Annotated in this window: 19 protein-coding genes and 3 pseudogenes; 14 read left to right on the plus strand and 8 right to left on the minus strand. The window is 70.2% G+C overall.

The annotated features are described in order from the left end of the window. Positions 1-2 precede the first annotated feature (2 nt). The 4 genes from ACFT7S_RS10285 to ACFT7S_RS10300 are packed head-to-tail and all read left to right on the plus strand — an operon-like array spanning position 3 to position 3,502. A complete protein-coding gene (locus ACFT7S_RS10285) occupies positions 3-776 on the plus strand; it encodes a creatininase family protein (protein ID WP_382729441.1) in 774 nt (257 codons plus the stop codon). Between the two features lie 32 nt (positions 777-808). After that, positions 809-1,237, plus strand: coding sequence for a cupin domain-containing protein (locus ACFT7S_RS10290; protein WP_382729443.1), 429 nt, complete (start codon positions 809-811; stop codon positions 1,235-1,237). Next, positions 1,234-2,757, plus strand: a complete 1,524-nt coding sequence (locus ACFT7S_RS10295) for an amidase (protein WP_382729445.1) — start codon at positions 1,234-1,236, stop codon at positions 2,755-2,757. The genes ACFT7S_RS10290 and ACFT7S_RS10295 overlap by 4 nt, the downstream gene beginning before the upstream one ends. Beyond that, a complete protein-coding gene (locus ACFT7S_RS10300; RefSeq protein WP_382729447.1) occupies positions 2,750-3,502 on the plus strand; it encodes a cysteine hydrolase family protein in 753 nt (250 codons plus the stop codon). The genes ACFT7S_RS10295 and ACFT7S_RS10300 overlap by 8 nt, the downstream gene beginning before the upstream one ends. A gap of 17 nt (positions 3,503-3,519) precedes the next feature. On the opposite strand, the pseudogene ACFT7S_RS10305 reads toward ACFT7S_RS10300, so the two are convergent. After that, positions 3,520-3,807: pseudogene (locus tag ACFT7S_RS10305) on the minus strand (transposase); the annotation flags it as partial. A gap of 23 nt (positions 3,808-3,830) precedes the next feature. On the opposite strand from ACFT7S_RS10305, the gene ACFT7S_RS10310 reads away from it, so the two are divergent. Continuing rightward, positions 3,831-4,937 (plus strand): acetamidase/formamidase family protein, encoded by a 1,107-nt coding sequence (locus ACFT7S_RS10310; protein ID WP_382729449.1) that lies wholly within the window; start codon positions 3,831-3,833, stop codon positions 4,935-4,937. Between the two features lie 43 nt (positions 4,938-4,980). On the opposite strand, the gene ACFT7S_RS10315 is transcribed toward ACFT7S_RS10310, so the two are convergent. Further along, a complete protein-coding gene (locus ACFT7S_RS10315) occupies positions 4,981-5,298 on the minus strand; it encodes a hypothetical protein (RefSeq protein ID WP_382729451.1) in 318 nt (105 codons plus the stop codon). Positions 5,299-5,408: 110 nt separating this feature from the next. Here ACFT7S_RS10315 and ACFT7S_RS10320 point away from each other — a divergent pair, with 110 nt between their 5' ends. Further along, complete coding sequence (locus tag ACFT7S_RS10320; RefSeq protein ID WP_382729453.1) at positions 5,409-5,690, plus strand: hypothetical protein; 282 nt, start codon at positions 5,409-5,411, stop codon at positions 5,688-5,690. A 26-nt stretch (positions 5,691-5,716) separates the two neighbouring features. Here ACFT7S_RS10320 and ACFT7S_RS10325 read toward each other — a convergent pair whose 3' ends face one another. From ACFT7S_RS10325 to ACFT7S_RS10335, 3 genes are all read right to left on the minus strand, one after another. Next, entirely contained in the window at positions 5,717-6,394 is a 678-nt protein-coding gene (locus ACFT7S_RS10325; protein ID WP_382729455.1) for a ThuA domain-containing protein, read from the minus strand. Between the two features lie 55 nt (positions 6,395-6,449). Further along, positions 6,450-8,201 (minus strand): DUF2264 domain-containing protein, encoded by a 1,752-nt coding sequence (locus ACFT7S_RS10330; protein WP_382729457.1) that lies wholly within the window; start codon positions 8,199-8,201, stop codon positions 6,450-6,452. Between the two features lie 65 nt (positions 8,202-8,266). Then, a complete protein-coding gene (locus tag ACFT7S_RS10335) occupies positions 8,267-11,161 on the minus strand; it encodes a polysaccharide lyase family 8 super-sandwich domain-containing protein (protein WP_382729459.1) in 2,895 nt (964 codons plus the stop codon). A 319-nt stretch (positions 11,162-11,480) separates the two neighbouring features. On the opposite strand from ACFT7S_RS10335, the gene ACFT7S_RS10340 reads away from it, so the two are divergent. The 5 genes from ACFT7S_RS10340 to ACFT7S_RS10360 all read left to right on the plus strand — a co-directional run bounded on the left by ACFT7S_RS10340 (position 11,481) and on the right by ACFT7S_RS10360 (position 17,083). After that, positions 11,481-12,491 (plus strand): hydroxyacid dehydrogenase, encoded by a 1,011-nt coding sequence (locus ACFT7S_RS10340; RefSeq protein WP_382729461.1) that lies wholly within the window; start codon positions 11,481-11,483, stop codon positions 12,489-12,491. Positions 12,492-12,550: 59 nt separating this feature from the next. Further along, positions 12,551-13,975, plus strand: coding sequence for an N-acetylglucosamine/diacetylchitobiose ABC transporter substrate-binding protein (gene ngcE, locus ACFT7S_RS10345; protein ID WP_382729463.1), 1,425 nt, complete (start codon positions 12,551-12,553; stop codon positions 13,973-13,975). 125 nt (positions 13,976-14,100) lie between these two features. Next, complete coding sequence (locus ACFT7S_RS10350; protein WP_382729465.1) at positions 14,101-15,009, plus strand: carbohydrate ABC transporter permease; 909 nt, start codon at positions 14,101-14,103, stop codon at positions 15,007-15,009. A gap of 11 nt (positions 15,010-15,020) precedes the next feature. Continuing rightward, positions 15,021-15,965 carry a carbohydrate ABC transporter permease gene (locus tag ACFT7S_RS10355; protein ID WP_382729467.1) on the plus strand — a complete coding sequence of 315 codons (945 nt, stop codon included), beginning with the start codon at positions 15,021-15,023 and terminating at the stop codon, positions 15,963-15,965. A gap of 47 nt (positions 15,966-16,012) precedes the next feature. Next, positions 16,013-17,083, plus strand: a complete 1,071-nt coding sequence (locus tag ACFT7S_RS10360) for a LacI family DNA-binding transcriptional regulator (protein WP_382729469.1) — start codon at positions 16,013-16,015, stop codon at positions 17,081-17,083. 120 nt (positions 17,084-17,203) lie between these two features. Here the strand turns inward: ACFT7S_RS10360 and ACFT7S_RS10365 are convergent. Both ACFT7S_RS10365 and ACFT7S_RS10370 read right to left on the minus strand, forming a co-directional pair. Next, positions 17,204-17,416, minus strand: a pseudogene (locus tag ACFT7S_RS10365) (hypothetical protein); the annotation flags it as partial. 105 nt (positions 17,417-17,521) lie between these two features. Beyond that, positions 17,522-17,707 (minus strand): annotated as a pseudogene (locus ACFT7S_RS10370) (ATP-binding protein); the annotation flags it as partial. Between the two features lie 440 nt (positions 17,708-18,147). Here ACFT7S_RS10370 and ACFT7S_RS10375 point away from each other — a divergent pair. The 3 genes from ACFT7S_RS10375 to hemC all read left to right on the plus strand — a co-directional run bounded on the left by ACFT7S_RS10375 (position 18,148) and on the right by hemC (position 21,666). Next, complete coding sequence (locus ACFT7S_RS10375) at positions 18,148-19,170, plus strand: isopenicillin N synthase family dioxygenase (protein ID WP_382729471.1); 1,023 nt, start codon at positions 18,148-18,150, stop codon at positions 19,168-19,170. A 13-nt stretch (positions 19,171-19,183) separates the two neighbouring features. Beyond that, positions 19,184-20,539 (plus strand): nucleobase:cation symporter-2 family protein, encoded by a 1,356-nt coding sequence (locus ACFT7S_RS10380; RefSeq protein ID WP_382729473.1) that lies wholly within the window; start codon positions 19,184-19,186, stop codon positions 20,537-20,539. Between the two features lie 194 nt (positions 20,540-20,733). Further along, entirely contained in the window at positions 20,734-21,666 is a 933-nt protein-coding gene (hemC, locus tag ACFT7S_RS10385) for a hydroxymethylbilane synthase (RefSeq protein ID WP_382729475.1), read from the plus strand. A 117-nt stretch (positions 21,667-21,783) separates the two neighbouring features. On the opposite strand, the gene ACFT7S_RS10390 is transcribed toward hemC, so the two are convergent. Next, complete coding sequence (locus ACFT7S_RS10390; RefSeq protein ID WP_382729477.1) at positions 21,784-22,407, minus strand: DUF4291 domain-containing protein; 624 nt, start codon at positions 22,405-22,407, stop codon at positions 21,784-21,786. Between the last annotated feature and the right edge of the window lie 33 nt (positions 22,408-22,440).

Below are 22,440 nucleotides of genomic sequence, written 5' to 3' on the forward strand. Positions count from 1 at the left end.
CCATGGCCTTCACCCGCTTCACCGACCTCAGCGGACCGTCGGTCACCGACCTGTCCGCCGACACCGTGGCCGTCCTTCCTGTCGGCGCGATCGAACAGCACGGGCCCCATCTGCCCGTCGCCACCGACTACTTCATGGCGGAGGCGGTAGCGGAGGGCGCCGCCCTGGCCGCATCCGGCAGCTGCGACATCACGCTGCTGCCGGGCCTCGCGTACACCAAGTCCGACGAACACGCCTGGTCGCCCGGGACGCTGTGGCTCAGCGCCTCGACGCTCTTCGCGGTACTGGACGACCTGGGACGCTCTCTCGCCACGGGGCCCGTCCGGCGGCTCGCGTTCCTCAACGCGCACGGCGGCAACAGTGCGCTGCTGGGAGTCGCTCTGCGCGAACTCCGCACCAAATACGGTCTGTTCACCTTCCTGCTGCACGCCTCGCTCCCTGCGGACCAGGGCGGCGCGTCCCCGTCCGGCGAGCTGGGTCTGGGGGTGCACGGCGGGCTGAACGAGACCGCGGCGATGCTCCACCTCCACCCGGAGACGGTGGACATGTCGCTGGCCGAGCGGAGTGTCCCCGAGCACCTGACCGCCTACGAGCACATCGGCTTCGGCAAGTCCGTCTCCTTCGGCTGGACGAGCGACGACTTCGGTACGGGCAACGGCGTCATCGGCGACCCCAGGGGAGCCACGCCCGAACTCGGCCGCAAGCTCGTCGACACCGCCATCGCCGACAACGCGGCCGCACTGCGCGAATGCGCCCGCTTCCTGCCTTCCGCCTGACCGCCTTCCACCTGACGTCGAGGACACCCGCCATGGCCATCCCCCCGCTCCACACGCCGCTCAGCAAGATCACCGCCCACCACATCACCGCGGGCGACACGGTCAAGCTCGCCGTCCTCACCGGACCGGCCGACGGCGCACCGACCACCGTCGTCTTCGAGGTGTGGGAGCCGGGCGGCGCCCAGCCGCTCAACTGGCACCCCGAGTCCGTGGAGACCTTCGTGGTGCTCGCGGGCGAGGGCCGCGCGGTCAGCGACGAGCACGAACGCGACCTCGCACCGGGTGATGTCCTCGTCCTGCCCCTCGGCTCCAAGCACCGGATCACCAACACCTCGGCCACCGAGCGGCTCTACACCCTCACGATCATGTCCCCCGACGAGGGCTTCGCCGACCTGATCCAGCGCGGCCCCTTCGCGGTGCTCGACGACGCGGACCTGGCCGTCCTCGGAGCCGCACGATGAGCGAACTCCTCGACGCCTTCTGGTCGTACGAACATGCCCTCGGCGCCAATGACGTGGCAGGCCTCGACCACTGGTTTCTGGACGCCCCGGACACGGTGCGCGCCGAGGGTTCCATGGTGCTGAGCGGGCACGCGGCCATCTCGGACTTTCGTCGCGGCCGCAGCGGGGGAGCCCCGGCCCGTACGGTCGAGCGCGTCCATGAGGTGCGGATCGCCGAGGACGTCGCCGTACTGACCGCCGAAACGCTGCGGGCCGGCGGGTCGCGCGGGATGCAGACACAGGTGTGGCGACTGACGGGGGAGGGCTGGCGGATCGCGGCCGCGCACGTCAGCGCGGTGCCGGGTCCGGTGGCCGACGAGGCTCCGGACCCCGCGGTGTGGCGGGTCGTGGGCGAGCCGCTGGTCGCCGGGGCGGAGGCGGGGCCGCTCACCGGTGTACGTACTGCCGTCAAGGACCTCTTCGCCGTTGCCGGACAACGGATCGGCGGGGGCAACCCGCAGTGGCTGGCCGATGCGCCGATGGAGCCCCAGCATGCCGACGCCGTAAGGGAATTGCTCAGCGCGGGCGCCCAGCTCGCCGGGATCGCCCAAACCGACGAACTCGCCTACAGTCTCGCCGGGACCAACATCCACTACGGCACCCCCGTCAACCCCGCCGCCCCCGGCCGGATCACCGGCGGCTCCAGCAGCGGCCCGGCGGCGGCGGTCGCCCGCGGTTGGGCGGATCTGGGGCTGGCCACGGACACCGCGGGCTCGATCCGGGTCCCCGCCTCCTACTGCGGCCTCTACGGCTGGCGCCCCACCCACGGAGCCGTCCCCACCGGCGGCCTGCTCCCGCTGGCCCCGTCCTTCGACACGGCGGGACTGCTTGCACGGGACCCCGACCTGCTGCGTACAGCGGCGAAGGTGCTCCTGCCCCGGGACGACGAAGCCCCGATGGCCACGCTTCTGGTCGACGACGCCCTCACCGCGCTCGCCGAACCCGAGGTCCAGGCATCCTTCGAGGCGGCATGCCGGGCGCTCTCCCTCCGTATCGGCCTGGAGCTCGTACGGACCGACACCGGCATGGCCCCACACCTGGAGGAGTGGCTGCCCGCCTTCCGTACCGTCCAGGCTGCCGAGGCGTGGGCCGCGCACGGGGAGTGGATCGAGAAGCACCCAGGCGCGCTGGGGGCCGACATCGAGGCCCGGTTCGCAGGGGGGAGCCAGGTCGCGGAGGGTGAAGTGCGTGACGCCACCTCCGGGCTCCTGTCCGCCCGTTCGGTCATCGTCGAAGCCCTCCCGCCCGGCACTGCGCTCCTTCTCCCCGCCACGAGCAGCCCGGCCCCCCGCGCCGATGCGACACCGGCCGAGGTCGAGACCGTACGAGCCGCAACCCTCCGCCTCACCTGCCTTGCCTCGCTCGCCGGGCTGCCCGCCGTCACCATGCCCCGGCTGCGGGTCCGCGACCTCCCGGTCGGCCTCTGCGCGATCGGCGCACCGGGCACGGACCACGCCCTCCTGGAGCTGACCCATGCATGAAATCGGCCCCAACTCCCGCAACTCCTGGCGCGCGGACGCCACACACGTCGACCTCCGCCGCCCGCAGCGCCCGGCCCGCCCCGTGACCGTGGAGGCTCAGCCCCAAATCCTGACGCTCGACCTGGCCTCAACGGCGATCGTCGTCATCGATATGCAGAACGACTTCTGCTCGCCCGACGGCTGGCTGGCCTCGATCGGCGTGGACGTGTCCTTGGCCCGCACCCCCGTCCCCGTACTCCAGCGGCTCCTCCCCGCCCTCCGGGCGGCCGACGTCCCCGTCGTCTGGCTCAACTGGGGCAACCGCCCCGACCGCGCGAACCTCCCGCCCGGTGTCCTCCATGTCTACGACCAGGATGGAACCGGAGGCGGCCTCGGCTCCCAACTGCCCACCGGGGCCAGGGTCCTCGAACGCGGCAGCGCGTCCGCCGACATCACCGCACCCCTCTTTGCGGCACCCGGCGACCTGCACATCGCCAAGTACCGCATGAGCGGCTTCCAGGACACCGAACTCGACAGCGTCCTGCGCAATCTCCGCGCCGACACGCTCCTCTTCGCCGGAGTCAACGCCGACCAGTGCGTCCTGGCCACCCTCATGGACGCAGCGAGCCTCGGCTACGACGTGCTGATGCTGGAGGACGCGGTGGCCACCACCTCACCCGCGTACTGCATGGACGCCACCGTCTACAACATCCGCCAGTGCTTCGGCTTCACCCTCACCGCCGCCGACCTCCAGGAAGCCTTGTGACCCTCCTCCAACCGTTCCTAAAAACTGAGCGGGAGTGAGTCCTGTTGCCAGGCCCCATGCTCAGCCGCGTGTCCCGAACGGTGTTGGGCACGCTGGTTCCCCGCTGTGACCGCACGGCCGGTCGCCGCCCTCTGGGGGCTGGTTCCGTTCCGTGTCCGGCGAAGTTCCTCACACCCCCGGGTCCCACGATCGGCCTGGACGGTCCGATGCCCGCCACCATCGCTCTGGTGGTGGCGGGGCGGTTTCGTCCGTCGCCGGATCGGGCGCCCGAGGGCGCGCCTGCCGATCGCGATGCCCGCTGCATCCCGACCGTAAGGGCCACTCACCCATGAACGCTCATGATCGCTCGTTCTTCACTAGAACGAGTGCAGTTCAAACCCTCCTCCAACCCCACCGGGGTCCCGTCGACGGCGACCACTACCTGCCCGCAGACCCAGCCGCAGTCCACTGGGGGCTGCTCCCCAACGCCCGCTCCAAGCCAGCCCTTTCGGTCTCCTCCGGCGCGATCGTCAGCCTCGACACCATCAGCCACGAGGGCATCCTCGCCGACCAGGGCCGAGACCCGGACGCCTTCTTCGCCGCGGCCGGAATCCACGGCATCCTCCACGACACGGCCGAACTCGCCGCTTCCACCCGCCTTCACGACCCCGGCGTCCACGGCCCGCACGTTGTCACAGGACCCGTCCACATCCAGGGGGCCGAGCCCGGCGACGTACTCGAAGTGGAAGTCCTCCGCCTGCGCCGCCGCGCCCCCTACGGCGTGATCAGCAACCGCCACGGCAAGGGCGCGCTCCCCGGCGAATACCCCCGGGGCCCCGGCCCCGACCCGGTCAGCCTGGTCGCCACCGTCGACGACGACGGTCGTGGTCGCCTCCCCGTGGGCGACGGTCGCGACATCCGCTTCCCGCTCCGTCCCTTCCTCGGCATCATGGGCACCTCCCCCGCCACCGAAGCCCCGGTCCACTCGGTGCCTCCCGGCCCGCACGGAGGCAATCTCGACGTACGCCACCTCGGCGTCGGCGCCCGCCTCTTCCTCCCCGTTGCCGTCGAGGGCGCCCTCTTCTACGCCGGCGACCCGCACTTCTCCCAGGGCGACGGCGAAGTGGCCCTCACCGCCTTCGAAGCCCCTCTGCGCGCGACCCTCCGCCTCACCGTCCACCGCGACCCCGCCCTCCGCCGACTCGCATCCCGCCTGCGCGCCCCCTTCGCCGAGACCGACACCGAGCACATCGTCATGGGCCTGGCCACCGACCTCGACGAGGCGATGCGCCATGCCGTACGCGACGCCCTCACCCTCCTCGACGAGCGCTTCTCTGTCCCCGGCCCGGTTGCCCTCGCCTATCTCAGCGCGGCCGCCGACTTCCAGGTCTCCCAGGTGGTCGACATCGTCAAGGGCGTCCACTGCCGCATTTCCAAGGCGGACCTGACCTTCTGACGCCACACTGCTCGCGCTCTGCGAGGGGGAGCCAGCCCGGATCTCAGGTCCCGACTTCTCCCGCCCCGGCGTCCGTCCGGCCCACTCGGTCTGCCTTGCTCAGACCGTCGTGACGGCCTGGTGGGGAGCCCAGCCAACGCAAGGCGGTATCGACCTGCGCCACGCCGCCATCGGCGTACTCCGGCTCGACGAAGACCAGCACCCCCTCCCGCCCCTCCAACTCGACGGTCTGGTCCCCCGATCGCTCGAACCCCATCACCGTCCGCTCCGCGAGCGCCTGGCTCTGCTCAGCCGCGACCTCGACGGGTACCGACCCCAGCCGTACCAGCAACTGGCCGGCGTCTACCAGTCCGTCAGCCACGACCGTGATGCCCGAACCGTGCTCCTGACCCGCCAGCGCCGCCGCCGTGCGACGCTTCCCTGATACGCCCGTGGGGTTATGTACAGGACACCACCGTCGGCTACGGCTACGTGCCGGCACGTGCGGCGGTCTGGCTCGTGGCCCTGCTCGCCGCAGGCGCCACCGTCTTCGCCCTCCACCGGCCCACACCGCTGAGCAAGGCGCCAGGGCCGGACTTCAACCTCGCGATCTACACCCTGGACCTGCTCCTGCCCGTCGTCGACTTCGGGCAGGAACGGGCGTTCCAGCCGGCCGAGCCGACCCAGTGGATCGCCTGGGCCCTGATCGGCGCAGGCTGGCTCCTGGCCACGGTCCTCGCGGCGGGCATCACCCGGGTCCTCTCCCGCCAGTAACCCTCGGCAGTGCCTGGACCGCATCCTCAACCAGCATGGTCAAGTCCCGGAGCATCACCCTCCGGCCAGGCGGCCGCCCATCGCAGGGCGCCGAGGAGATGCGCCCTGAAGGCCGGATCGGCGTAGGCCTCGGGCGCATGGCCGAGTGCGGTGTAGAAGCTGCGCCCGCGGCCGTGGTTCCGGTACCAGACGAGGGGGTGATCGGCCCCCATGCCGCCGCCGGTGTAGGTCGTTTCGTCCACGGTGGCCAGAACCGTGACGTCGCGGGGCGGTGTCCTGAAGTCGTACCACTCGTCGGTCCAGTGCCACTGCCCCGGCAGGTGTGCGGTGGCCGGGTGCGAGCGGTCGACCGTGAGGACGGCCGGCTGTACCGGCGGATGCCCTGCGAACCGGGCGCCGAGGAGTTCGCCGTACGCGGACCACTCGTACTCGGTGCAGGCGGCGGAGTGGACCCCCAGGAATCCGCCGCCGCCCGTGACGTGGTCCAGCAGCGCCGACCGGCCCTGTTCGTCGAGGACCTCGCCACTGGTCGACAGGAACACGACGGCGTCGTACCCGTCCAGGGAGCGCAGGGGCTCCTCGGTGGCGTGGACCTCGAACCCGTGCTCGGCTCCCAGTTCGCCGAAGGCGGCCACACCGGCGGGTATGGACGCGTGCCGGTAGGCGGCGGTCGCCGTGTACACGAGGATCTGGCTGGCGGACATGCATGCTCCAGTGAGAGGAACGGACTTCGGCGCCGCCTTCTGGACGGCGCTGTGATCAGCGGCGGGTGAGGGATACCCGGCAGCGCAGGACGTGCTCGCCGGGATCGAGTACGCCGCGCAGTGTCGGCAGCACTGTGCGCGGGTGCAGGAGGTGCGAGCCCGGCAGTTGCAGTACGACGACGCCCTCGCGCGGTGATGCGTCGGCGGCGAGGCAGACGATCTCGCTGACGGCGGTGTCGGCCGTCGCCCGGGCCAGGCCGGGGTGCTCCGTGACGTTGTGGGGTGTCGCTCCGACGCCGGTCTTCGGGACGCAGAAGGCGCCTTCGGCCGTGTACAGCCGGCGCCCGGTGGTGATGCGGTGCTCGCGCAGGTGCCCGCCGTCGGTGTGCCGCAGCCGGGTCTCGACGGCCACGTCCGGCCATGGCTGCCAGCGCACGACGAGCGTCTCGCCCTCGATCCGGGACTCTCCGGTGGAACGCGTGCGCCAGCGTTCGCCGTCGTCGGAGAGGGCCAGCGCGCTGTCGAAGCCTCCTTGCTCCAGGGACGGTTCGCCGGTGGGCACGCTGAAACCGGCGAGCGTGGAGTAGGCGAACTTCGCGTACTTGGCGGTCCCGCCGCGGGGGTTCCAGGCGGGCGCGTTCTGCCCGGCGAGCGCGACGACGTCCCCCGCCGTGTCCCGCGCGAGAATCATCGCCGCGGCCGGCTGCCTGCTGATCCCCGGCGGCAACTCCGGCGTGGGCGTCGCCGTCCAGAACGGATGGTCCTCGGCGGCGGCGAGGCTCGCGAAGACCTTCGTGCCCCAGTACGGGGAGCCGCCGGCCAGGTACTGCTCGACGACGCCGGTGTTCGGGTAGGCGTAGCCGACGCTCAGCGAGCCGTTCTCGGCCAGGACCGGCCGCTGCCACCACCAGGCGAGGTTGCGCTGGGCCAGCGTGCGTGCGGTGCTCCAGCCGACGGCGGGCTGGTCCGCCGCGGCCAGGGCCGACCAGAAGGAACCTTGGGCGAACCGGTAGCCGAGGCTGCGTCCGAAGGGCAGGGCTGCTCCGTCGGCGGCGAACCAGTGCTGGAACTGCGTGGCGAACTCGGCGGCACGCTGCCGGTAGCGCCGGCTCCGCTCCTCGCCGACCGCCTTCAGCGAGGCAAGCAGCAGCCCGTAGAAGTGGAAACCGAACGGGACGTAGTAGTCGCGCGAACCGGGGCGCTCCGGTGTGCCGGGCCCGTCGGCGTACCAGCCGTCGGACAGGGCGAAGTCCTCGATACGGTCCAGACGCGCGGCCATCCGCGTCTCGTCCACGGGCACACCCACCGAGCGCAGCCCGACAGCGGCGAGCACCGGGAAGAAGCACCAGTTGTTGTCCCACGGCGTCGCCGACGCCGACGCCGACAGCCAGTCGGCGAGCTGCTGCCGCTGCCGTTCGGTGAGCGGGTCCCAGAGCTGGTGCCGCGCGACGGCGAGCGCGTAGCCGACAGCGGCGGATTCAACGAGGCGCTGGTCCATGTCGGCCGGCCGGCCGACGTACCACGGATGTTCGGGGTCGACGGCGGAGGTCAGCGCATGGCGCACTTCCTCCCACTGCCGGTCCGCGCCGGACAGGCCGCCGGCGGCGTGCGCGGCGAGTCCCCACAGGGGACGGGCGACGAGCTCGAACCAGACCGCCCGGCGGTCGCTCATGCTCGCGTGCACCGGCATTCGTCCGGGGCCGGCGGCCGCTGTGCGCGTGGCGGGTGCGGTGAGAGCGAGCAGGGCTCCGGCCCAGCCTTCCCGGGTGGTGGGGGCTGGGCCGAACAGCTGTGACGGGGTGGGCATGGACGTCATCGTAGAGATCGATTACGGGGTGTGCAATCGGTTTCATGTGTTTCATAAAAACTTGCTCAACCGGTGATGACCTGCAGGAACGGCTGGTTCGCCGAGCTGCTCCGGCCGGCAAGGAGAACGGCGACACCGGCCGCGCTCTCGACGAGGGCCACGGTCGCCGTTCCATCGACCGCGTACTGGGTCTGCACGTGGCCGGTGACCTCGATCGGGATCCAGTCCTTGGCGTTGCCGATCGAACCGGAGGACAGCGCGTCGCCGAGCGTCGGCTGGTTGTTCCAGGTCAGGCCGGTCTCCGTCCAGCTGTCGCTGCTCACCGCGTATCCGGTGAGGGTGGCCTGAGTGCCGGTGGAGTCGGAGGTGGCGCCGCGCACCCACAGCACCGCGCGCCTGGGTGTGCCCGCCAGGGCGGACAGGTCGAACTTGAGGAAGGACCGGCGGTGGTAGCCGGTGCCTGCGTTCTTGACGACCAGGTCGGTGGTGCTGCCGTAGTTGGTGTCGGCGTAGGAGCCGTCACGGACGTAGGCGTCGGCGGTCGGGGCGAGTGCGGTGTACGTGCCGGCGGTGACGGTCGTGCCGGTTCCGAGCGTGATGGTGCGGGAGGCGCCCTGGGCGCCGCCGACCTCCACGACCAGGGTGAGGGGAGCGAGACCGACGACGCTGACGCCGTCGTCCGCGCTGGCCGTGGTGTATCCGCTGCGGTCGACGGTGACGGTGACCGTCGCAGCGGCGCGGGTAGGGTCGGCGACGCTGACCGACAGCGTGCCGCCGGACTCCCGCACGAGGACGGAGCACGGCGACGAGACGGTGATCGGGCCCGCGGTGCCGGCGGCGAAGAAGTTGGCGGCGGTCACGCCGGTGGCGGTGTCCGTGACCGCCTGGACGGAGGCCGTGTTGGCCAGAACGGTGATCGTCGGGGAGGCCGCGCGGGCGGCGGTGAGGGCCGGCGTGGCGCCGGGCAGGAGTACGTAGCTGTAGGAGGCGCCGCTGGGGTCGGTGCCGTGGTCGACCCACAGGGTCAGATATCGGCGGGTCAGGGATGTCGTGGAGCTCCCGGTGTTGATGTCACTCCAGGCGCCGGTACGGGCCTGGCGCAGCGCCTTCAGGGTGGCCCCGCCGGGGAAGACGTAGCCGCCGACCCCGGTGATCGACGCCCAGGAGGCAGCGGCGAAGGTGCCGGACCAGCCCAGCGTGGTCGACTGAGCGGTCCCGTCGACGGTCAGCGCGTTGGAGGCGGCGGAGCCCAGGTTGCGGTTGTCGACGGTGGTCTCGACCGCGTATCCGTCGCTGGCGGTGATCCCGGCGCCGAGGCAGACGACCTGGTCGTCGAGGCAGAACCAGGACTTCTTGGCGGCCAGGGTGGAGCCGAGGCCGCGGGTGTCCTGGCCGAGCGCGCTGTACGTTCCGTCGGTGGCGCCTCCGGCCCAGACGGCTCCCGTGGGCGGGGTGGGCCGGGGGGTCCCCTGTCCGTCCGTCAGCGGGATGCGGGAGACGGTGGTCCCCGGCAGGCGGTAGGGGTCGACGGTCGGCCAATAGGCGTCCGAGTACTGGCCGTTGCCGTAGGTGCCACCCCACCAGTAGGTCATTCCGGAGCCGGTGTGCCAGCCGCGCAGGTTCTCGCCGTTGATGCACTCGTAGAACGCGGTTCTCGCGGAGCACATGGAGACGGCGAGGGCCCAGGAGGCGCGGCGGTGGGTGGCCCGGTCCATGCTGCCGAAGACCCGGGAGGCGACCGGTTCGGCGGTCGCGGTGATCGAGGTGTCGTCGAGGACGGAGCTGCCGAGGGCCAGCACGGGCAGCGTCTGGGAGAAGTCCTCCAGGAACGGAGCCCAGTAGTCGCGCTCCAGCCAGCCCTTGGCCATCGCCTTCCAGGTGGCGGCCTCGGCGGTGGAGGCCGCGTCCGCCAGCATCAGGATGCTGCCGATGATGAGATGGCCGCGTACGTGGTCGTCCTGCTGGATCCCCAGCGCGTTGTCCACGGTCTTGACGCCGCGGCTGATCGCCCGCCCGGACACGCCGTCCATCATCAGCCCGTTGAACAGGAACGGGGCGAAGGCGTCGGTGACGGCGTCGAAGAGCAGCTGCCTGTTGTCGTCGGTCAACTCCCAGGTCGATCCCGCCAAGAGCGAGAGCAGACCGGCCAGTCCGCTGATCAGGACGGAGCCGTAGGACCCGGTGTAGGGCACGTTGGTGTGCTGGACGAACGATCCGTCGGCGTAGAAGCCGTCGCCGCTGCGGACCAGCGGGAACACGGGGGAGAGACCGGCGACGCCCGTGGCGATCTTCGCCGAGCTCTTGGCGAGGATGCCGCGCAGGATGAGCACCCGGCACAGGTCGACCCGGTTGGCTCCGGTGCTCACCCCGCTGTAGGAGGCGACCGCGGAGTCCGGCACGAAGGTGTCGATCGCCGCCAGGTAGTTGGCGAGTTGGGCGCTGCTGAGCTCGGCGTACACCAGGCAGGCGATGTCGAGCGAGAGACGCGAGGCGCCGATCTGCCAGTCCCACCAGTTGTCGTACGTGGTGGTGGTCGGCGTGTACGCGTAGGCGTACATCCAGTCGAGGCCTGTCAGGACGGCGGCGAGGAGATCGGCGTCCCCCGTCAGCCCGGTGCCGTCGAAGGCCCATGCCTGGGCCATCACCTTCAGGCGCACGTAACTCGAGGTGACGTTGGCGCTGACGCTGCCGATCGGCAGGTCGTCCCAGAGCGAGGCAGTCGACGGGTTCATGTCAGACAGGAAGCCGGACGCGGTGCTGCCCGTGCGGGCGAGCACGGTCACGAACGGCTCCTGCGTGGCGTCGTAGCCGGTGCCCAGCAGGGTCCTGTCGATCCAGCGCAGGCGAAGGGTGTCGTACTCGTCGGCGGCGAAGGCCGGCCGCGAGCCGATCACGGCCACGCCCAACGTGGCGCCGGCCGTGGTGGTGGCGAGGCGTAGCAACTGTCGGCGAGTGAGCATCGGGGAATCCCCTCCGCACCCCGTGCGGGGCGCGCGGTCATACGGACGTGGGCGCCCGTCGTCGGGTGGTTGGCCGACTCCCCCGCCTGCTGGGTGGGGCAGTTGGGCGGGGACGGTAAACCGGTTTCATCCAAGGAGGCAACCCTCAGACCTCGACTCGCCCCGGATTCACAGCTTTCTGACCACTGGAAGTCCATTTCTGCAGAGAGCCCCTTGACGGATCGTCTCAACGCTCAATAGCTTGACGGCCACCTCACGTGAAACCGGTTGCACATCATGAAGCAACCCACCGTCCCAACCCCCAAGGAGCAGTGAACCGGTGAGCCGTCGCATGACCGTCGCGATCGCGATGCAGCCAGAGGTCGCCGCCCTCGCCCTCACCGAAGAGCTCACCGCTCGGCTGGACAAGAGCGTGGCCGTCCGGCCCGGCATCATCGTCGACTTCGCGGACCCGGCCTCCCGCAGAAAGCTGGCGGACGTGGACGTGCTGCTCACCGGCTGGGGCTGCCCGCTCATCGACGGCGCCGTCCTCGACGCGGCTTCCCGGCTGCGCGCGATCGTGCACGCCGCGGGATCGGTCAAGCACCACCTCACACCCGAGGTCTGGCGGCGCGGAATCCTCGTCTCCTCGGCGGCCTCCGCCAACGCCTTCCCCGTCGCGCAATACACCGTCGGCGCGATCCTGCTCGCGGGCAAGCGTGCCTTCCGGCTGGCCCGCGACTACACACGGGGCCAGTACAAGAACAAGCTCGCCGGCGACACCGGCAACCATGAGCGCGTCGTCGGGATCGTCGGCGCGTCCCGCACGGGACGTCTCGTCCTGGAGCTGCTCGCCCCGCACGGCTTCCAGCTGCTGGTCAGCGACCCGACCCTGGATGCGCCCGCGGCGGCCGAGCTGCATCCGGCCGGACAGGTGGAGCTGGTCGAGCTGGACGACCTGCTGCGCCGCAGCGACATCGTCAGCCTGCACGCCCCGGCCCTGCCCGAGACCCACCACCTTCTCGACGACCGCCGTCTCGCCCTGCTGCGGGACGGTGCCGTCCTGATCAACACCGCACGCGGACAACTGATCGACACCGAGGCGCTGCTCCGGCACTGCGCAGACGGCCGGATCGACGCCGTCCTGGACGTGACCGACCCCGAGCCGCTGCCCGTCGGCCACCCGCTGCTGTCCCTGCCCAACGTCATGGTCACGCCCCACGTGGCCGGGGCGATGGGCACCGAGATACGTCGGCTCGGCGAGTTCGCCGTCGCCGAGATCGAACGCCTCACCGCCGACGAGCCCCTGCACGGGGGCATCCGCGCCGACCAGTTGGCGCAGCTCGCCTGAGCCGGCCCTCCCCGTACCACCCCCTCGCACAGCGAACCCCGTTGCACAAAGGAGCACCAGTGAACACCCAGCCCCCGACGTTCTCGAGACGAAGCCTGCTGAGAGCGACAGCGGTCGCCGCTTTCGCCGTGTCCGGCTCCGGCCTGCTGGCCGCCTGCGCCTCCGCCGACGGCGACGCCGACGCCGGCTCGGCCAAGGGCAAGGCCAGCGCCACCAACCCGTTCGGCATCGACGAGAGCGCCGCGTTGGACGTCGTCGTCTTCAAGGGCGGTTACAGCGACGAGTACGCCAAGTTCGACGAGAAGCTGTACGCCAAGAAGTATCCGAAGACGAAGATCAGCCACTCCGGCATCACCGAGATCCAGACCGAGCTGCAGCCGCGGTTCGTCGCCGGGAACCCGCCGGACGTCATCGACAACTGGGGCGCCAAGAAGATCGCGATGGGCACGCTGGTCGCCGACGGCCAGCTGGCCGAGCTGGCCGACCTGCTGAAGGCCCCCTCGATCGACGACCCGGCCACCACGGTCGGGGACACGCTCCTGCCGGGCGCCCTGGACCCGGCCACGTTCGACGGCAAGGTGATGGGCCTTCCGTACGTCTTCACCGTCAACGGCTTCTGGTACTCCAAGACGCTGTTCGACCAGCACGGCTGGACCTGGCCGACCTCCTGGGACGGCCTGACCGAACTGGCCGCCAAGATCAAGAAGGCGGGCATCGCCCCCTTCGCGTACGGCGGTACGACGGCGCCCGACTACTTCTTCAGCCCGCTCATGGCCCTCGCGGCCAAGCAGGGCGGCGTCGACGTGATCAAGGCCATCGACAACCTGGAAGCCAAGGCGTGGCAGGCCGAACCGGTCAAGGCCGCCGCCGAGGCGATCGAGGGGCTGGCCTCGTCCGGGTACTTCCTCAAGGGCAGCGAGGGACTGGACCACACCCAGGCGCAGACCGCATGGGTGCAGGGCAAGGCCGCGCTGTACCACGCCGGCTCGTACGTCGAGAGCGAGATGAAGGCGATCACCCCGGACGGGTTCGACATGGTCTTCGGCGCGGTCCCCCCGCTCTCGTCGGACGGTGCCCTGCCGCAGAGCGCGCTGCACGCCACCACCGGGGAGATCTTCGTCGTCCCGGCCAAGGCCAAGAACGTCCGCGGCGGCAAGGAGTTCCTGCGGATCATGCTCTCCAAGGAAGCCGCGTCCAACTTCACCGAGACGACCCATGCCCTCACCGTCGTCAAGGGGGCCGCAGGCGACAAGGACTTCGGTTCCACCGCGCTGGGCTCGGTGCTGAAGGCCGTCACCGCGGCCGGGGACGACCTGTTCAACTACCGGTTCATGACCTGGTACGCCGACCTGGCCACCACGCTGAAGTCCGAGTTCGCCAACCTGCTCGCCGGGCGCATCGACGCGGCCGAGTTCCTCTCCACGATGCAGGCCAAGGCCGACGACATCGCCGCCGACTCCTCCATCACGAAGTTCAAGGTCTAGGACCTGCCCGGCGGATCAGGTCGCAGGCAGGCAAGGCGCCGGATCACGCCACAGACACAGCGGATTCGCCGTCCCTCGCCCCGCAGGGACGGCGGGTCCCGTCTCCCCCATCCCCGGAGTCGTTCGTGAACCACGGAAAAACCCGCGTCATCCTTCTCTTCCTGGCACTGCCGCTCACCCTGTACGGGGTGCTGGTGGTCTCCCCCTACGCGCAGGCGTTCTCGATCTCGCTGACCAGCTGGTCGGGGTTCACCGCCGACAAGCCCTTCGTCGGGCTGGACAACTTCCAACGCCTCTTCCAGGACCCGGACTTCTGGCAGGCTCTGGGCCACAACGGGCTGCTCCTGCTGGTGGTGCCGCTCGTCACGATCGTGCTCGGGATGTTCTTCGCCGCCATGCTCAACGTGGGCGGCTCGGGCGGCAAGATCCAGGGGGTCCGGGGCTCGGCCTTCTACCGCCGGGTCTACTTCCTGCCACACATCCTCCCCGTGGTGATCACGGCGATCCTGTGGCAGTTCATCTACAACCCGCAGATCGGGCTGCTCAACGGCGGACTGGACGCGCTCGGTCTGGGCGGACTGGCCCACACCTGGCTCGGCGACCCGGCCGTCGCCCTGTGGTCGCTGATCGCGGTGATGGTCTGGGCCGGCGTCGGCTTCTACGTCGTCCTTTTCAGCGCCGCGATGCAGTCCATCCCCAAGGACATCTTCGAGGCCGCCGAACTGGACGGTGCCGGACGCTTCCAGACGCTGACCCGCATCACCCTGCCGCTGCTGCGCGAGTCCGTCCAGGTCGCCTGGATCTATCTGGGCATCCACGCGCTCGACGCGTTCGCGCTGTTCATGGTTCTCACCCCGACCGGCGGCCCGGACAAGTCCACCATGGTGCTCTCCCAGTACCTCTACCTGTCCGCGTTCGGGAACGGCAAGTTCGGCTACGCCACGGCGATCGGCGTGATGCTCAGCCTGCTGAGCCTCCTGCTGACGGCGCTCACCTTCCGCGGCTCCCGCGGCAAGAACACGATCGAGTTCTGAGGCCTACCACGATGAAGACTTCGTCCCACCCCACGCAGGCCGGCGCGAGCCTTCCACACATCCCGCGACAGGAGGACCACCGGCCCCCGAAGCCCACCTCGCCGCCAACTCCTCCGCTTGTCAAGCGTGTTGGTGCTCACGCGGCCACCGGCGCGACCCACGCCCTGCTCGTCTTCTGGGCCCTGCTGTCCACCGTGCCCCTGCTCTGGGCCCTGATCAGCGCGTTCAAGGACAACCGAGAACTGTTCGGCAACCCCTGGCAACTGCCCGGCACTTGGCACGCCGACAACTTCACCCGAGCCTGGTCCAGGGCGAGCATCGGCGACTACTTCGTCAACACCCTTGTCGTCGTGCTCGGTTCGCTTGCCCTCACCATGATCCTGGGCTCCATGGTCGCCTACGTGCTGGCCCGGTTCACCTTCCCCGGCTGCCGGCTGATCTACTACGCGTTCGTCGCCGGAATGGCGTTCCCCGTCGTACTTGCCCTGGTCCCGCTCTTCTTCGTCGTCAAGAACCTCGGCCTGCTGGGCAGTTACCACGGCATGATCCTCGTCTACACGGCGTACGCGCTGCCATTCACCGTCTTCTTCCTGACCAGTTTCTTCCGCACGCTGCCCACGGCGGTGGCCGAGGCCGCGCTCATCGACGGTGCCTCGCAGGAGGCCATCTTCTTCCGGGTCATGCTGCCCATGGCCAAGCCGGGCCTGCTGTCGGTCGGCATCTTCAACTTCCTGGGCATGTGGAACCAGTACCTGCTGCCGGTCGCGCTCAACACCGACCGCGACAAGTACGTGCTGTCCCAGGGCCTGGCGAACCTGGCCAGCCAGCAGGGCTACGAGGCGGACTGGAGCGCACTGTTCGCCGGACTCGTCATCGCGGCGGTCCCCGTGATCGGCCTCTATCTGGCACTCCAGCGACGCATCCAGGCCGGCCTCACCGTGGGGATGCTCAAGTGAACCCGTTGTCCCCGGAGGAAACAGACAGGCAACCGTATACTCCGAGCATGCACGACCCCCAGGACGCGCCTCCGAGAGCCGCAACCATCCGCGACGTCGCCGCAAGGGCCGGGGTCTCCCCGGCGACCGTCTCCCGGGTTCTGACCGGCAGCCGCCCGGTGTCCTCCGCGGCGCAGTCGCGCATCCAGCAGGCCATCAAAGAGCTGGACTACGTGGTCAACGCCCAGGCACGCGCCCTGTCGGCCCCGCACGCGCGCACCGTGGCGATCCTGCTCCCCGGGCTGTCCTGGCAGTTCCACAACCGGGTCGCCAGCGGCATCGAGCAACAGGCCACCAACGAGAACCGGCTCTGCATCGTCTGTTCCACCAGAAGCGACCCGGAGCGGGAGATCGCGCTGCTGGAGACGCTGCGCCAGCACAACACCGAGGCGGTCGTGCTCATCGGCGGGACGGTCGTCACACCCCACTACGCCGAGCGCATCGCCCGCTTCGCCCGGGTCCTCGACGCCAGCGGCTCCAGGCTGGTGCTCTGCGGACGGCCCGCCCCGGCACCCGACCTGCCGATCACGGTCGTGAACTACGACCATGAGGGCGGCGCCCACGCGGCCGTCAGCCACCTGCTGTCCCTCGGCCACCGGCGCATCGCCCTGCTCGGCGGCCCGCGTGACCACACCACGACCGACCTGCGTATCGCCGGCTACCGTCGCGCCCACGAGGACCACGGCATCACTCCGGATCCGAGCCTCCTCCACATCGGAGGCGCCGACCGGACGTTCGGCTACGAGACCGTGCGATCCCATCTGGCCGCCGGGCGCCTGCCGTACACGGCGGCCTTCTGTTTCGACGACTACCTCGCGGCCGGCGCCATGACCGCCGCCCGCGAAGGCGGTCTGACACTCCCGGATGACCTGTCGCTCATCGGCTACAACGACGAGGCGATCTCCGCCGATCTTCCCCTGCCGCTGAACTCGGTCCACGTGCCCTTCGACGAGCTGGGCCGCGCCGCGGTACGGATGGCACTGCACCGCGACGACCCGATGTACAGCGATCAGAACGTCATGCTGGGCACGCACCTGGTCATGCGACAGAGCGTGCGCTCCGCCCGTGCGAGACCGTAGGCAGGCATCTGGACCGGCACCGCGGCAGCAACAGCAGCCCGGCGAGGGACGGCCCGTGTCCGAATCGGGTGTGGCAGCCGTCGGCTCGTCGATGCCTGCGGGCTCCGGTACGTCGATGTGGAGCAGCTTGAGCAGGTCGGCGGTGACGACCCGGTAGGCGTTGCCCAGCCGCAGGACCGTGCACGGATATCGGCCGCGCTTGGCGAGGTCGTACCCGGTGGTGCGGCTGAGGGACAGCGCGCGGTTCGCTGTTTCCAGGTCCACAGCCGCGGGCAGCGCGAGCAGTTCCTCGCGCGTCAGCCCACGGGACGCGTCGTCGCGCTTGGTGATCACAGAGCATCTGTACCCCGGAGCCAGGCAGTCCGCACCTGCGTCCGGGCAGGCCACAACGCCGCAGAATCACCCACCCGAACAACAAGAGTGTTGTCTGCCGCCGTCTCACGCTCTGCGCCAGGCGCTGAGCAGCTCGTCGGGGCCGTATGCCGCCTTGACCGAGCCGAGGAAGAGCAACTGCTTGGCCACCGGCTGCCGGTCGGCACCCACCAGGTCGATCTCGACGTCGTTGCCGCAGGTCCAGTACCCGCCGATCACCGGGGCGGCGGGCAGGAGCCCGTCCGGCAGGAGGCTCGAAGAGCCGGCCGTCGCGGAGATGCCGGCGATCTCCGCGCGGCGCCGATGAGGTGCTCGGGCTCGACGCCTGCGCGGACGGTGTGGCGCCGGGGACCAGGGCCGACCTCGTGCTGCAACGTTTCGACCGGACTACGTGTGCCTTCCGGTGCGCGACGGGCGCAGTGCCCGCCTTCCCCCGGCGTTCCTCGTGGACGTGCTGTCGCAGTAACAGAACTGGTTCCCGGACGAAACAAGCTGCCGCCAGTCTGACTTCATCGCGCATGGCCCCTGTCGACGGGGCGTATGCCAGCCCACGGCGCCGGGCCCACGGACGGGTCCGAGGCCGACCGTGCTCGCGGACCTCTGTGTGTCCGCGGTGGGGGTGCAGGGGCGGTGACTGCACCTCGTAGGACTCGGAGAACACCACTCCGACGTACTCAGGAGTACTTGCCGCGATGACTGAAATCACGACGCGTGCTGTGCAGCACACGACGCCTCAATCGACGTACGGCCTCGCCGAACTCGACAAGGAAACACGCATGGGCGGGGCCGGGACCGAGACCACGGCCCGGGAGATCCGCCGCATCGACCTCTCCGACTTCGAGGCCCGCAAGGCCGAGATCACCGAGGAGCTGTGGGCGGCGGCCACGGACATCGGGTTCTTCCAGCTGGTCAACCACGGCATCGAACAGGCCCTGCTGGACGAGGCGTTCACGAACGCCGAGGGATTCTTCGCGCTGCCCGAGGCACACAAGGCCCGGCATGGGCTGAAGAAGGGCCTCAACTCCGGGTGGGAGTCCATGACCCAGGTCAGGCCGTCCGTCGGGACACCGGACCAGAAGGAGTCGTACCAGGTCACCCGCCCTCACATGGAGGGGCTCTGGCCCGACGACGTCCTGCCCGAATTCCGGCTGCGCGCCCTCGACTTCGAGACGCGCTGTCGCGAGGTGGCGATGCGGGTCCTGTCCTGCTTCGCCGACAAGCTTGGCTTCGCCGGCGACTTCTTCACCCGCGCCCACGACCCTCAGAGCATGCACTACCAGTCCACCCTGCGGATGCTGCACTACTTCGCGATCCCCGAGGACGCCGAACCCGACCCGAACGTGTGGCGGGCCGGTGCGCACACCGACTTCGACTGCCTGACGCTGCTCTTCCAGCGGGACGGGCAGGGCGGGCTGCAGGTATGCCCGGGAAAGGAGGCCGAGGCCCAGGAGTGGACTCCCGTGGTGCCCTCGGCCGACGCCATCACCTGCAACATCGGCGACATGCTGATGCGGTGGAGCGGCGACCGGCTTCCGTCCAACTTCCACCGGGTCAAGTCCCCGGGCGCCGGCGAGGACCTGGGCGCCCGCTACAGCATCGCTTTCTTCGCCCAGGCCAACCGTGACGTGGTGATCGAGGGGCCGGACGGCCGGTATCCGCCGATCACGGCGGAGCAGTACATCCAGCAGCGCATCGCCGCCAACTTCACACGATAGAGGAGCTGTTTTGATGATGTCCGCGAAAAAGCGGGCGCCGTTCGGGCGGCTCGCGGTGCTGGGTCTCCAGCACGTTCTGGTGATGTACACCGGCTGTGTCACGGTGCCGCTCGTCTTCGGCGCGGCCGCCGGGCTCGATGCCTCGACCATCGCTCTGCTCATCAACGCGGACCTGCTGGTCGCGGGCGTCGTCACGATGATCCAGGGCGCGGGCGTCGGGCGGGTGCTCGGCGTCCGCATGCCCGTGATGGCCGGCGCGGCCTTCACCGCCGTGGCGCCGATGATCCTGATAGCCGGTGAGTACGGGCTCCAGGCCGTATACGGTTCGATGCTCGCCGCCGGGATCTTCGGCCTGCTCGTCGCCTGGCCGTTCGCCAAGGCAGCGCGCTTCTTCCCGCCGCTGGTGAGCGGTGTGGTGATCACCGTGGTCGGCCTGGCGCTGATCGGTGTCGGCGTCAACCTTGTCGTCGGCAGCGACCCCAAGGCGGCGGACTACGCGGCGCCGTCGCGCCTCGCCCTCGCCGCCTTCGTCGTCATCGTGATCCTGCTGGTGGCGAGGTTCGGCCGGGGCTTTCTGGCCCAGACCGGCGTCCTGCTCGGGCTGCTGGCCGGTACCGCGGTCGCGGTGCCGCTGGGTCTGGTGGACCTGTCCGCCGCCCGTGGCGCCGACTGGATCGGGGTGAGCGCTCCGTTCCAGTTCGGCGCGCCCGAGTTCCCGCCCGTCGCGGTCATCTCCATGTGTGTCGTGATGCTGGTTCTGTTCGCCGAGTCGACCGCGGACCTGATCGCGGTCGCCGAACTCACGGGCAAGGAGCTGACGACCGCGGACATGGCGCGCGGGCTGGCCGCCGACGGGCTGTCCGGGGTGCTCGGCGGAGTGATGAACGCCTTCATCGACACCGTCTTCGCCCAGAACGTGGGCCTGGTGTCGATGACCCGGGTGCGCAGCCGCCATGTGGCCACCGTCGCGGGCGCCATCCTGGTTGCCCTGGGCCTGGTTCCCAAGCTGGGGGCGGTGGTGGCCGGGCTGCCCGGACCGGTCGTGGGCGCGGCGGGACTGGTCATGTTCGCCACGGTCGCTGCCGTCGGCATCAGCACACTGCGGAAGGTCGAGTTCGAGGGAACGCACAACCTGTTGATCGTCGCCGTGTCGATCGGTGTGGGCATGGCGCCCGACGTGGCACCGGACCTCTACTCCCGTTTCCCAGACGGTGTGCGCATCGTGCTGGGCTCACCAGTGACGAGCGCGACCCTGATCGCGTTCGGTCTGAACCTGGCCTTCAACCGGGCCCGCCCGGCACGCACGGCGGACGACGAGGCAAGGGCAGAGAAGCAGACTCGGCCGACGTCCACCACCCCGGCGGGCTGAACCTGCCGGCACCCGGCGGCCTCTACATCGTCGACGACCTCTTGCCGCAACCCACCGGGCCCCCCGACCACCAGCCCCGCGTCGACGCCTTCCTCGGACAATTACCTGGTCACACCAACTTGCTTGGAACCGCCATGACATGGGCATCAGGGCTAGTCATCGGAACCCGTATCTGACGGTCTATCGTGGGCGACATGGCCGCTGATCTCATTCGCATCGTGTCCCGCGACTCGCCCATGGCGCTCGCCCAGGTGGAGCGCGTCCGCGCCGAACTGGCCGCGCTCTACCCCGACACCCGCACCGAGGTCGTCGCCGTGAAGACGACCGGCGACAAGTGGATGGGCGACCTCAGCGCGGTCGAGGGCAAAGGCGCGTTCACCAAGGAGGTCGACCAGGCGCTGCTCGCCGGGGACGCGGACCTCGCGGTGCACTGCGTGAAGGACGTCCCCGCCGACCGGCCCCTGCCGTCCGGCACGACCTTCGCCGCCTTCCTCAAGCGCGACGACATCCGGGACGCCCTCATCCACCCCGACGGCCTGCCCCTCGACCAGCTCCCGGCCGGGACCCGGATCGGCACCTCGTCCGTACGGCGCATCGCCCAGCTCGCCGCCTCGCACCCGCACCTGGAGTGCGTACCGATGCGCGGCAACGCCAACCGCCGCCTGGAAAAGCTCGCCGCAGGTGAGGCCGACGCGCTACTCCTGGCCGTCTCCGGCCTGGAACGCATCGGCCGCACGGACGTGATCACCGAGATCCTGTCGCCCGAGATCATGTGCCCGCCGATCGGAGCCGGAGTCCTCGCCCTTCAATGCCGCGAAGATGACACCGAGCTCATCGACCTCGTGAGCGCGCTCGGCGACCCCGACACGCACCGCGAGACGACGGCTGAGCGAATGTTCCTCCACGTCCTGCAAGGGCACTGCAACTCACCCATCGCCGGGTACGCCCAGGTCGAGGGAAACGGTGAACTCTCGCTGCGAGCGAAGGTCTTCACCCCCGACGGGAAGACAGTCCTGAACGCGCACGAGTGGGCCGGCCGCCTCGACCCCGCCACCCTCGGCACCTCCGTCGCCGTCGCCCTGCTGCGCCAGGGCGCGCGAGAGCTGATCGACGGCATCGCGCACTGACAGAGCGCGATGCGGCCGAGATCGAATGGGCCGCCCTTGTCGCCGGACTGCGGGCCGCCACCCACGGGGACGGGACGCCTTCCCCGTTACGTCCAGCCCAGTTCGCTGCTGCCGACGTCAGCTCCCGTGCGCGTCGGGCGCCGAAGGCCGGGGCACTCTTCCGGTGGCGGACCACGGGGTTTCCCTCGGCAGCAGCGCGGCGGCGGCCTCGGATTCCCCTGCCCGCACCAGGGTGTGGATCTCCCGGGCGAGCGGGGTGACGTCGCGGATGGAGACCGTCCACTCGTCCGCGTACCGCCGTGCCGCCTCACCCGCGAGCCCGAGTTGCAGGGAGCGGTACGGGAGCTGGTTCAGGTGGAGGTCGCGTTCGGGGTCCCACTGGACGCGGGTGGGCGCGCGGCGCAGGTTGCGCTGCCAGGTGGCCTGGTCCGGATGCACGTCCCGTACGTAATGGGAGAGTTCGGCGTTCTCCAGTGCCCAGGCGAAGCCCTCGCGGGTGATCTCGACGGCTAGGACCGTCTCCTGGCCCTCCTTCGTCGCCCAGCCGCAGCGATACATCATCCACAGGAAGCTCGGCTTGATCCACGTCATGCGGTCGCGCTTCCAGGCGGCGGGGAAACGGCCGTCGCGGGCGGCCGGGAGGCCGATGGCGGGCGGGTACGCCTGGTAGACGGTGATGGTCGATTCGGTGTGCTGGGCGCGGATCTCGTGGGGCTGTGCAGTCAGGGATTGTGCGGTCATGGTGTACACCATGCGTGGAAGGGCGGACCCCCG

Source organism: Streptomyces sp. NPDC057136, assembly GCF_042670885.1.
GTDB lineage: Bacteria > Actinomycetota > Actinomycetes > Streptomycetales > Streptomycetaceae > Streptomyces.